At 55.3% G+C, this 10,836-nt stretch carries 11 protein-coding genes; 6 read left to right on the top strand and 5 right to left on the bottom strand.

What is annotated here, in order from left to right; translation table 11 throughout:
• Window positions 1-53: 53 nt before the first annotated feature.
• Together BW950_RS10260 and BW950_RS10255 are read right to left on the bottom strand one after the other, a co-directional pair.
• Window positions 54-542 (bottom strand): transposase, encoded by a 489-nt coding sequence (locus BW950_RS10260; protein WP_076489206.1) that lies wholly within the window; start codon window positions 540-542, stop codon window positions 54-56.
• Between the two features lie 24 nt (window positions 543-566).
• Entirely contained in the window at window positions 567-1,280 is a 714-nt protein-coding gene (locus BW950_RS10255) for a lysophospholipid acyltransferase family protein (RefSeq protein WP_143559205.1), read from the bottom strand.
• A 174-nt stretch (window positions 1,281-1,454) separates the two neighbouring features.
• Between BW950_RS10255 and BW950_RS10250 the strand changes: the two genes are divergently transcribed.
• On the top strand, window positions 1,455-2,432 hold the full coding sequence (locus BW950_RS10250; protein ID WP_076489204.1) for a PilZ domain-containing protein: 978 nt from the start codon (window positions 1,455-1,457) through the stop codon (window positions 2,430-2,432).
• 38 nt (window positions 2,433-2,470) lie between these two features.
• On the opposite strand, the gene hpt is transcribed toward BW950_RS10250, so the two are convergent.
• A complete protein-coding gene (gene hpt / locus BW950_RS10245; protein ID WP_076489203.1) occupies window positions 2,471-2,977 on the bottom strand; it encodes a hypoxanthine phosphoribosyltransferase in 507 nt (168 codons plus the stop codon).
• A 156-nt stretch (window positions 2,978-3,133) separates the two neighbouring features.
• Between hpt and BW950_RS10240 the strand changes: the two genes are divergently transcribed.
• From BW950_RS10240 to BW950_RS10220, 5 genes are all read left to right on the top strand, one after another.
• A complete protein-coding gene (locus BW950_RS10240; RefSeq protein ID WP_143559204.1) occupies window positions 3,134-4,630 on the top strand; it encodes an NfeD family protein in 1,497 nt (498 codons plus the stop codon).
• 14 nt (window positions 4,631-4,644) lie between these two features.
• On the top strand, window positions 4,645-5,661 hold the full coding sequence (gene floA, locus BW950_RS10235) for a flotillin-like protein FloA (protein WP_327077625.1): 1,017 nt from the start codon (window positions 4,645-4,647) through the stop codon (window positions 5,659-5,661).
• Window positions 5,651-6,193 carry a hypothetical protein gene (locus BW950_RS10230; protein WP_076489201.1) on the top strand — a complete coding sequence of 181 codons (543 nt, stop codon included), beginning with the start codon at window positions 5,651-5,653 and terminating at the stop codon, window positions 6,191-6,193. Before floA ends, BW950_RS10230 begins: the two co-directional genes overlap by 11 nt.
• Window positions 6,194-6,220: 27 nt before the next feature.
• The gene (locus BW950_RS10225; protein WP_076489200.1) at window positions 6,221-6,862 is read left to right on the top strand and encodes a DNA-3-methyladenine glycosylase family protein; all 642 of its coding nucleotides are present in this window, start codon (window positions 6,221-6,223) and stop codon (window positions 6,860-6,862) included.
• A 148-nt stretch (window positions 6,863-7,010) separates the two neighbouring features.
• Window positions 7,011-8,039: an HD-GYP domain-containing protein gene (locus BW950_RS10220; protein WP_076489199.1), complete on the top strand. Its 1,029-nt coding sequence runs from the start codon at window positions 7,011-7,013 to the stop codon at window positions 8,037-8,039.
• 36 nt (window positions 8,040-8,075) lie between these two features.
• Here the strand turns inward: BW950_RS10220 and mmsB are convergent, their stop codons facing one another.
• Together mmsB and mmsA are read right to left on the bottom strand one after the other, a co-directional pair.
• Window positions 8,076-9,248, bottom strand: coding sequence for a multiple monosaccharide ABC transporter permease (gene mmsB, locus BW950_RS10215; RefSeq protein WP_076489198.1), 1,173 nt, complete (start codon window positions 9,246-9,248; stop codon window positions 8,076-8,078).
• 5 nt (window positions 9,249-9,253) lie between these two features.
• On the bottom strand, window positions 9,254-10,798 hold the full coding sequence (gene mmsA, locus BW950_RS10210) for a multiple monosaccharide ABC transporter ATP-binding protein (protein ID WP_076489197.1): 1,545 nt from the start codon (window positions 10,796-10,798) through the stop codon (window positions 9,254-9,256).
• Window positions 10,799-10,836: the final 38 nt, after the last annotated feature.

Raw genomic sequence — 10,836 nt, 5'->3', positions numbered from 1 at the left:
TTCGATGCCATCGTCAATCGTTTCACACAGGGCGCGGCGTTGGTTCTCGGGAATCAGTCTTCCTCTTGGTCCTGAAATATCCGAGAAATTTTTTTTTGTGCCGTGATAATAATCGCTGCTTCAGCCAGGGCCTTCTCTTTCCGGGTAAGTTCTCGTTCCTGCTCCCTGATCTTCTTTCTGGCAGCCTTCAGTTCTTCACGGGCTTCCTGTTCGTTCTTTGTCACGGCGTCTCGTACCTCCTGTTCCCATACAGTGAGGTGCTGAGAATGTAGCCCGTTTTCACGGAGCCACTCGCCCATCGTATCATCGGCAACAGACCGGGACTCCAGCAAGAGCGAGAGCTTCTCAGCCAGCTGTCGACTACGGTTGGCTTGCACCCCATCTTCAATTTGCAGGGTACCATCTCGCATCTTCGCTTTCCAGCCATAGATGGTTGCTACCGAGATGTTATACTCCCTGGCCAGGGAAAGTGCTGAACGCCCCTCAGGCAGCAGGAGCTTTTTCAGCACAGAGTTACGAAACTGGGCGCTGTAGCGTGGCATGTGTCACCTCCATATCAATCAGGTTTAGGTGACAACTATCATGGCAGAGCGCGGAGTGGCTCCTCCGGAAATAAACCGGGTCGTCATCTTTGAGAGGTCCCGGTAGTATCCCCGGTAGCGCTCGGGCATCACAAGCGCCATCTGGAACATGATCTCGTCCGTAATCTGACGGAGCTCTCCTGCAGTAAGCTTCCGGTCTCGGGGAACACGAACACTGAAGGCCTCTCCCACGGCAAAATGGATCGGTGTTCGTCGAAAACGCCGGAGATTTCGAAAGAGATCCTTCACCCCCCACTGGACCATGGGAATAATTGGAACCTGGGCTTCTACAGCGAGCATGGCTGCCCCGGGGCGTCCCTTTTGGAGCTCTCCCGACATGCTCCGGGTTCCTTCGGGGGCGATCCCCAGAAAGGCTCCCTGATCAAGGGCCATCTTCGCACGCCGGAAGGCTTTTCGATCGGGGCCGCTCCGATTCAGGGGAATAATGTCCCAGACCTGCATCAGAAACCTGGTAAGAGGATTTTTCCAGAGCTCCTTCTTTCCCAGGGCTGTTACCCTGCGGCCCCGCAGGAGGGTGTAATAAATTGGCCCTTCGAAATTCGTGGTGTGATTACTGGCAAGGATGGCTGGCCCCTGGCGGGGAATTTTTTTCAGTTCCCGGCAATCGACCACAAAGAAGACCCGCAAGAGAACAAGGATCAGACCGTTAACGATTCCTCTGGATACACGTTGCACCATGGTGTTTACTCCCCCCACCCAAACGTTCCTGGCTCATGGGCGCTTCTGCTCAGGGCATCTCGCCCGCAGGGCGCCTGGACGAAGGGCCCTGCCTGTATATTGTCTGTATAGACCATGCCGGCAGATTATGCCTATAGACAGTTTCCACATTCGGGCATAAAATTCCAGACTGGCATGATCGACATCAGCGGCGGCTTTCAAACATCCCCCACCGAGGTGATCACCTTCCTGGTGATTGTCGGAACAATCACGATTTCCCTGATCGTTACCCAGATACTTAATCGCCGGGAAATGGCAAAACGGGCAAAGCGCCGGGCTTCCGCCCGGTCCGCTCCCGTTCTTCGCTCCCGATCTGTCAGAACCCAGCCGATCCTTCCCCCGAAAAACCAGAGCGTTCTTGACCGTCTGGCCTGGTTCCTGAAGAACCCGAACAGGATTACCATTGTCATGCAGGATCCGGAAAAATTGGTCCACCTGGCAAGAAAAGGGCTCCAGGAGGGCGTTGTCCAGGAGAAGGAGGTCCGGGATCTCTTCCGGTACCTTCGGATGGACCCGGAGCCGCTCTTCTCACGATCCCTTCTGACATCGACGATCTCTCCGGGTTCGGAGGTTTCCGTTTCCACAGTGGACCTCTCCGTGGCCACAGGCGTTTTTGTCAGCAACCGGCAAGAGGGGCTCCTCCTGCGGATTGATCGAGGGGGGAACCGGTTCAGGACCGGAACCCCTCTGGAAATAGTATGCTACAGCGCTGACGGAATGCACCAGTTTCACAGCACGCTCCTGCGGAAAAAGGGTAAACATCTTCTCGTTTCCCACAGCAGGCACGTCCGCCACGCCCAGCGACGCCGTCACCGGCGGCACGAAATAGAAATACCGATCCGCCTGGGCTTTCCCGGCTTCCGCAGCGCTCCCCTTGAAACGGTCTCCCTGGACATGAGCATCGGCGGGGCAGCTGTGCGAAACCCCAAAAAGCGTCTTGTTCTGGGAGCCCTGGTGGAGTGCACCCTTGACATGGGATCAGCCCCTCCCCTGGTTCTGACAGGAACGGTGGTACGCCTCTCGCGCCGCAAAACCAGAGCTCATATCAGCTTCTCGGCCATGAACGACAAAACGAGACACCGCCTCTTTCGCCGCCTTATCCAGGGGCGGTGACCTCCGTTCCGCAGAGGCCCTTCCGCAGGGGCCGTTCCTCAGGAGGGAATGACTCCCACATAGGGAAGCGTGCGGTACTGCTCGTTGCAATCAATCCCGTAGCCCACGACAAACTGATCGCCCACGGAAAACCCCACATATTTCACAGGGACCTGGGCCTTGCGCTGTGCAGGCTTATCCAGAAGTGTGCAGATTTCCAGGCTTGCCGGGGTTTCCAGGAGCAACCGGTTGCGGATCTCCGAAAGGGTCAGGCCCGTATCGATAATATCCTCGACAATCAGAACGTGCCGGTCATGGACGCTCTCGTTGAGATTTTTCAGGATAATCAGGTTGCCCGTGCTCTGGGTCCCCACGTAGGAGGTGGCCGCCATGAAGTCCACCTCGGCAGAGATGGAGAGGTGACGAACCAGATCTGCCAGAAAGACAAAAGACCCCTTCAGGAGCCCCACCAACAGCACATTCTTGTCCTGGTAGTCACGATTAATCTCCCGGGCAAGTTCACGGACACGTTGTTCTATTTTTTCCTCGGAAATGAGTACATCCATAGCAGTGCAGCTTCCTTTTCGTTGACGATGGGATTTTACCTTCGTAGTTTACACGAGAGACTCCTCCACTCCTAGGCACGAACGGGCAGGAAAGCGGGATTTTTTCCGGGCGGGGCATTAAAATGAAGGGGTGAGAACAGCGCGAAGGGAGACCGCGTGAAGCCAATACACTTGAGACCGAGACAGAACCTATCGCTTCTGGCCCTGTGTTTCGCCTTTTTCGCCGCTGCCCCGGCCTCTTCCGGGGCAGACGAAATTGTTATCCTGGAACTCCACGGGCCGATAGACCGCTTTCAGGCGGTCTATGTGCAACGCGCCCTGGCCCAGGCTCAGCGAGACCAGGCACGCCTGGTTGTCCTGGAGATCGACACCTTCGGCGGGCGCGTCGACTCGGCCCTTCGCATTGCCAACGCCCTGGGAAACTCTCCTGTTCCTACCGCCGCCTGGGTAGCCAATACATCGACAGGAACCGGGGTGAGCTGGTCTGCCGGGGCGTTGATTGCCTTCGCAACCCGGCAGATTTTCATGGCTCCGGGAACATCCATCGGGGCGGCAGCCCCCGTCGTCCAGGCTCCGGGGGGAGCTGCTGCGCCTGCCGACGAGAAGACCCTCAGCGCGATACGGGCCCAGATGGCCGCCCTGGCCGAAAGAAACGGCCACTCCATGGTGATCGCCCGTGCCATGGTGGATGCATCGCTCGAGGCCCACCTGGTGGAGGTCGACGGATCGCCCCGGATCGTCGATGCCGAAGGGTTGCGGCTGCTGGAACAGCGCACTGCCAGCGGGGAGATCGAACTGCGCGTGGAAAAGAAGATCATCGGCCCGGGGTCACTCCTTACCTTGACAGCCGGAGAGATGGAATCCCTGGGTGTCTCCGCAGGAAGCCCGCAGTCGGTGCAGGAACTCGCAGACCTTCTTGATCTGGAGAATAGCTCCTTTCGCCTGGTGCGCCCCGACACTCCCGACAGAATCGTTGCCCTTCTGACAGGAGGCGGGTTTACCACACTGCTCATCCTGACGGGGCTGATCGCTCTCTTTCTGGAAATAACCAACCCGGGCTTCGGGCTTCCGGGAACGGTGGCGGTGGCAGCCTTTGCCACCTTCTTTGCCGCAAACATGCTTCTGGGACGGGTGGGATCCGTGGAGATCATACTCTTTGTGACGGGCCTCTTGCTGCTGGTTGTAGAGATCTTCATTCTGCCCGGCTTTGGTGTGGCCGGCGTTACCGGGCTTGCATCGATTACCCTGTCGCTTATTTTCGGGTTGCAAGAGTTCATCCTTCCCGAGGAGGCCTGGCAATGGGACGTGGCCACGGGAAACATTCTGGTGGTTCTGGGGAGTCTCGGTGCTGCTCTGGCTATCATGGTGGGGCTCGCTTTCTTTCTGCCCCGCCGAAGCTTTTTCTCGCGCCTCGCCCTGGCCACCACCCAGAACGCCTCCGAAGGCTACAGCGTGCAACCCCGGGAGGTTCATGATCATCTCCTGCACAAGGAAGGAACCGTCAGGACTGATCTTCGCCCTGTGGGGTCGGTTCTTCTGGAAGAGGGCGAGATCATCACCGCCGAAAGTCAGGGAGAGTTCGTGGAACGAGGAAGCATCGTCGAGGTTATTCGCGTAGACGGAAACAGAGTCGTTGTTCGCAGGAAAGGATAACAGGAGAGGAAAACATGATGTCAATTGAGTTTATTTTGCTTGCGTTGCTTATTCTCTTTGCGACACTGGCGGTACTGGCTGTTTTTATCAAGTTCTTCGGCCTCTGGTTTCGAGCCCTTCTTTCGGGAGCATCGGTTCCTTTGGCCAGGATTGTCGGCATGTGGCTCAGAAAAGTCGATCCTGCAACAATCGTTGATAGCAGAATCATCCTGGTAAAAGCAGGCATACCCCTGGACCCGGAATTGCTTGAGACCCACCACCTTGCACAGGGAAACGTGCGGCGTGTGAGCCAGGCCCTGGTGGCCGCCAACAAGGCAAATATCCCTCTGGACTTCCAGCGGGCCGCCGCTATCGATCTGGCGGGCCGGGACGTGCTGGACGCCGTCAAGACCAGTGTAAACCCCAAGGTGATCGATTGCCCGAATCCGGAGAAATCCCGGGGGGCGATCGAGGCAGTGGCCAAGGACGGGGTGCAGTTGCGAGTGAAGGCGCGCGTTACCGTCAGGGCAAATATCGAACGCCTGGTGGGTGGCGCAACGGAGGAAACGATCATCGCTCGTGTGGGCGAAGGGATCGTCACCACCATTGGCTCCTCCGAGACCTACAAGGCCGTCCTGGAAAACCCCGACCAGATCTCCCGACGCGTCCTGGAAAAAGGGCTCGATGCGGGGACAGCCTTTGAGATTCTTTCGATCGATATCGCTGATATCGATGTGTCGGAGAACGTGGGGGCAAAGCTCCAGGCGGACCAGGCCGAGGCGGACAAACGCAGGTTTCAGGCCGAGGCAGAACAGCGACGCGCTGCCGCCGAAGCCTTTGAGCAGGAGATGCGGGCCCAGGTTCAGGAAAACCGCGCGAAGGTTGTTCTGGCCGAGGCAGAAATCCCCAAGGCGATCGCCCAGGCCTTTCGCGATGGCCATCTGGGAATAATGGACTATTACCGGTTGCGAAACATCCAGGCTGATACCCGGATGCGTGATTCCATAGGAGGAGAGGAATCCTCGGGAGGCAGCACGAACGGTGGCACCTGATCTTGACCTGATGGAATCGCTCCTGGGGCTGGTGGCGGCGATCCTCTTCGCCTCGTTCCCCCTGATTGTAACAATTCTCCGCTTTGCCCGTCGTCGGAGAAAAGGAGCCGGCGAAGCAGCCCCGCAGGACGGGGCTCAGGCTCAGGCTCAGACCAGGAAGAAGAGCAAGAGGAAAAGGAAGCCCGGACCTCTGCACTCGCTCCTGAAAAAGCGGGTTCATTCCTGGGTTCGGCAGTTGCGGCAGGATTCCAATCCCCAGGAACGGGGGGAAGCCAGTCCCGACCGAAAACCGCCCAGGAGCCCTGCCCTTTCACGGGCCGATTCTCGTACCGGAAAAGACACCCCGCCGGACGATCGCAGCAGTGGATACAGGAGAGCCCTTCCGCACACCCCTGAACCGGTCCGGGCCAAAACCGGCCCCGGGACGGAACCATCCCTCCTGAGAGGCAGAGCCAGTCTCTCCCCGCTTCAGCAAGCTCTGATCTATCGGGAGATCCTGGGACCACCCCGCAGCGACGACCCCTTCCTTTGAATCCCCGACAGCGGATAAGGTGGCACCGTGAAAGACAGATACACCCCGCCCTACTGGGATGATGCATGCCGGGACCTTGCCCGGCGGGATGAGGTCCTGGCACAGCTCATAGAAAAGCACCAGGGAGATCAGCTTCGGGGAAGTGGCGATGCCTTTCAAACCCTCCTGAACGCCGTGGTGGGTCAACAGATCTCCGTGGCCGCTGCCCAAAGCATATGGGGACGCCTCAAATTGGCAGCTCCGGAGATCTCTCCCTCTACCGTGCTGGAACTCGGCCCCGACGAGTTGAGGGCAATCGGCCTCTCCCGACAAAAAGTTCTCTATATTCAGGGTATCGCCCGGGCCTTCTCCACAGGAGATGTGACACCGCGACTGTGGCAGAACATGTCCGACGAGGAAATCCACGCCCAACTCTGCTCCCTCTATGGGGTTGGCCCCTGGACCGCCGACATGACCCTGATTTTCTTCCTCCATCGCCCCAACATCCTTCCCCTGGGGGATATTGGCCTGATACATGGAGCGGCCCGTCTCTATAACTGGGATTCCTCCCTGAGCCGTCGCGAAGAAACAGCGCTCCTGAAAGATCTGGGCGAAACCTGGCATCCCTGGCGAACCGTGGCAACCTGGTATATATGGCGTGACATTGATGCAGAACCGGTAATCTACTAATGTCCTGTAGAGAACAGGCAGAGAATCAAAGGATAAAGAAGAGTGAAAGGGTGTTTTTCTCTTATTCTCCGAATACGGACCTGTTTTTTTCCGTCCTCCGTGGTACTGTAGTCTCCGGAGGAGCACCAGTAAATTCGGGAATCTGGTTATGCACGGCACAACTCTCTTCAGGCCCACACAAACCTGCACCAGCGTACTGATCGCTGAAGACTCGTTGCTGCAACGCAAAGTCCTCTATCGCCATCTTTCCTCTCTGGGATACAACGTTCTGGTAGGTGAAAACGGCGCCAGCGCCCTGGAACTCTTTGTTGAGCAGCAGCCGAGAATCGTCATTACCGACCTGGACATGCCCGTGATGGACGGCTATGACCTGATACGCGAGGTGCGGCGTCAGGAGATCCATTACACCCACATAACCGTTCTGACAGCCCTTACAAAAAAGGAAAGCACCGTACGGGCAATCTCCCAAGGTGCTGATGACTACCTGATAAAACCATTCCACCCCGAAGAGATGAAAGCCCGTCTGGAATCAGCCGAACGGCTGGTCCAGATCCAGAGTCAGGAGAAAATCATACTCCTCATGGCAAAACTCACGGACTACAGAAACCCCGAGACGGGATATCATATCGAGCGCGTTCAGCACTACTCAAAACTTCTGGCGCGTATCCTCTGCGACCAGGGGCACCAGGAACTGAATCAGCGGATGATCTCAACGATCTTTACTGTGGCAAGTCTCCACGACATCGGGAAAGTGGCAATTCCTGACGAGATTCTCAACAAGCCGGGAAAACTCACAAAGGAAGAGTTCCAACTCATGAAAACCCACGCCGAAATCGGAGGAACCATCCTCGATGAAGCCTGTCAGGAGATTGGGTCCGATTTCCTCCGCACAGCCCGTGATATCGCCATGCATCACCACGAACGCTACGATGGAAGTGGATATCCTCTGGGGCTTGCAGGAGAGGATATCCCTTTGAGCGCCCGAATTGTGGCTCTAGCCGACGTTTTCGACGCTCTGAGCAGCGACCGGGTGTACAAGTCTGCCTTTTCGCCGCAACAATGTCGGGAAATCATCGCCAGCAAGAAAGGGACTCACCTGGACCCGGACGTGACAGAGGCGTTCCTTACCCATGAGGAGCAATTCTGGATCATCCAGGCCCAGTACCGGGATACCTGAAGGGGCTGTGTCCTCCAGGTACCGCGAAGAAAAGAATCAGGAAGGATGAGACTTGTTCTTGGTGTACACATCAAAGCACACCGCTGCAAGCAGGACCAACCCCTTGATGGCCTGTTGCCAATCTACACTTACTCCCATGATGGACATACCGTTGTTTAGAACACCCATTACAAGGCCCCCAACAACGGCCCCTACGACGGTCCCAATACCACCAGAAGCCGACGCACCGCCGATGAAACACGCCCCGATGGCATCCAGCTCGAACATGGTGCCTGCCTTTGGCGTAGCGGCATTGAGTCGCCCGGCAACAACCAGGCCAGCCAAAGCCGAAAGAAGCCCCATATTCGTGTAGACCAGAAACATGACTCGCTGTGTTTTGACCCCCGAGAGTCTCGCTGCTTTCTCATTACCCCCAAGAGCGTAGATATGACGACCAAAGACAGTCCGTTGGGTAATAAAAGAATAGATCAATATTAAGCCCGCGAGGAGAACCAGAACAACGGGAATCCCATTATACGCGGCCAGGCGAAGCGAAAACCACCCGATGGCCAGGACCAGCAGGATAATCCGTCCTGCCTCGATCCCCAAGGGGAGAACATCAAAGCCGTAACGCAACTTCGTTTTTCGACTCCGCACAAGATAGAGCGAAAAGAGGACCGCCAAGATCGTCCCCGCTATCATCGCAACGACGTTGTACCCACCGATTTCCAAATCCCGCCCCGGCAGATATCCGGCCGCAAGAATCTGGAAAGACCGGCTGAACGGCGCCTTGGTCTGCCCCTGCAGTATAACCATCGTCAGCCCCCGGAAGATGAGCATCCCTCCCAAGGTGACAATGAAGGCAGGTATTCGGAGAAAAGCGATGAAAAAACCGTGAAAGGCTCCAACCAGGACACCAAGAAGGAGAGCAAGAACGATCGTTACAGGGACAGGGAGGTTCATATCCACCATCATCACAGCGGAAACGGCACCAACAAAGGCGACGACGGATCCTACCGACAGATCAATATTTCCTGTCAGAATGCAGAGTAGCATTCCAATGGCAAGGATCAGAACGTAACTGTTCTGCAACACCAGATTTGTAATGTTCATGGGCCGGAAAAGAATGCCCGCTGTCAGCACCTGAAAGAGTAGCATAATAGACACAAGGGCTATTACCATCCCATTCTGTCGAACATTACTCTTGAAATAAGACATCAACGAGTTCATAGCAATTATTCCTTCCTGGCCTTCTTCTGGTGATTCATAATACATTTCATGATATTCTCCTGCGATGCCTCATCCCGGGGCATCTCCCCGGCAATTTCGCCATTATTGACCACGTATATCCGATCACACATACCAAGCAACTCCGGTAACTCCGATGATATCATCAGAAGCCCCTTTCCCTCGGAGGCAAGCTGGTTGATCACTGTATAGACCTCATACTTGGCTCCCACATCAATCCCCCTGGTGGGTTCATCCAGAATAAGGACATCGGGCTGAGACATCAGCCATTTTCCGAGAACAACCTTCTGCTGATTTCCCCCAGAGAGACTTTCCACGACCTGGTTTAGATCCCCACTTTTGATCCGAAGCTTCTTGCGATAATACTCGGCAGAGACAACCTCCTCGCTAAGATTTATCACACCTCTATCACTTACTCTTGACAAATTTGGAAGTGTTGTATTGCGTCGAATATTATCTATCAGAATAAGCCCCAGAGTTTTGCGATCCTCCGTAACATAGGCCAGACCCTTTTTGATAGCATCGGACACGTTATGGAACTCAACGGGTTTACCGTCGATATAAATTTGCCCGGAATGTTTTTGTCCCCAGGACTTCCCGAACAGACTCATGGCAAGCTCAGTGCGGCCTGCCCCCATAAGTCCTGCAAGCCCCACAACTTCTCCACGACGAACTGATATCGATACATCTTTTACGACACGACGATTCAGATGCTGAGGATGATAGGCGTTCCATTTTTCGACCCTCAGAACCTCTCCCCCCACCGATACCTCGCGGTCAGGGTAGCGATCTGTCATCTCACGCCCTACCATGCTCCTGATAATCCGGTCCTCGTGAAAATCAGCCTGGTCCTTGTGCATTGTCTCAATGACACATCCATCGCGAATCACTGTGATAGAGTCAGCTACCTCTACAACTTCATTGAGCTTGTGAGATATAAGAATACAGGTTATTCCATGCGCTCTCAAATCCTTGAGAAGTTGTAGAAGTTTCCTGCTTTCTTCATCGTTCAAAGCCGCAGTGGGTTCGTCAAGAATCAGAAGCCGCACATTCTTTGAAAGGGCTTTTGCTATTTCCACAAGCTGCTGTTTCCCGACACCGATATCTGAAACAAGTGTTGCCGGATTCTCTTCTAACCCCACTTTTTTCAGCAGTTTCCTTGCCTCCGTGGAGGTTGCATGCCAGTCAATCACCCCTCCGACGGAGCGCTCGTTTCCGAGAAAGATATTCTCTGCAATAGCAAGCTCCGGAACAAGGGCGAGCTCCTGATGGATAATAACAATTCCCAGCTTTTCGCTATCCCTAATATCCCGAAAGCCGCACTTCCCTCCGTCAAAAAATATTTCGCCGGAATACTCACCGCTCGGATAAACCCCACTCAGAACATTCATCAAGGTGGATTTTCCCGCTCCATTTTCCCCAACCAGGGCCCGTATTTCCCGGTCATGGACGGTCATATCGATATCTGTAACCGCATGAACTCCTGAAAAGGATTTGGTTATCTTTTTCATCTCCAGAAGAGGCTTTGTCATTCTCTAAACCTTATATGATTGAATAGTGGTTTCTTCAA

The organism is Alkalispirochaeta americana, assembly GCF_900156105.1.
GTDB classification, from domain to species: Bacteria; Spirochaetota; Spirochaetia; order DSM-27196; family Alkalispirochaetaceae; genus Alkalispirochaeta; species Alkalispirochaeta americana.
This window is presented reverse-complemented; position numbering and strand designations above follow the sequence as displayed.

What these genes read in the sequence shown, in the direction of transcription:
- BW950_RS10260 (WP_076489206.1), bottom strand. Translation starts at nt 542, where the DNA reads ATGCCACGCTACAGCGCCCAGTTTCGTAACTCTGTGCTGAAAAAGCTC.
- BW950_RS10255 (WP_143559205.1), bottom strand. Translation starts at nt 1,280, where the DNA reads ATGGTGCAACGTGTATCCAGAGGAATCGTTAACGGTCTGATCCTTGTT.
- BW950_RS10250 (WP_076489204.1), top strand. Translation starts at nt 1,455, where the DNA reads ATGATCGACATCAGCGGCGGCTTTCAAACATCCCCCACCGAGGTGATC.
- hpt (WP_076489203.1), bottom strand. Translation starts at nt 2,977, where the DNA reads ATGGATGTACTCATTTCCGAGGAAAAAATAGAACAACGTGTCCGTGAA.
- floA (WP_327077625.1), top strand. Translation starts at nt 4,645, where the DNA reads ATGATGTCAATTGAGTTTATTTTGCTTGCGTTGCTTATTCTCTTTGCG.
- BW950_RS10220 (WP_076489199.1), top strand. Translation starts at nt 7,011, where the DNA reads ATGCACGGCACAACTCTCTTCAGGCCCACACAAACCTGCACCAGCGTA.
- mmsB (WP_076489198.1), bottom strand. Translation starts at nt 9,248, where the DNA reads ATGAACTCGTTGATGTCTTATTTCAAGAGTAATGTTCGACAGAATGGG.
- mmsA (WP_076489197.1), bottom strand. Translation starts at nt 10,798, where the DNA reads ATGACAAAGCCTCTTCTGGAGATGAAAAAGATAACCAAATCCTTTTCA.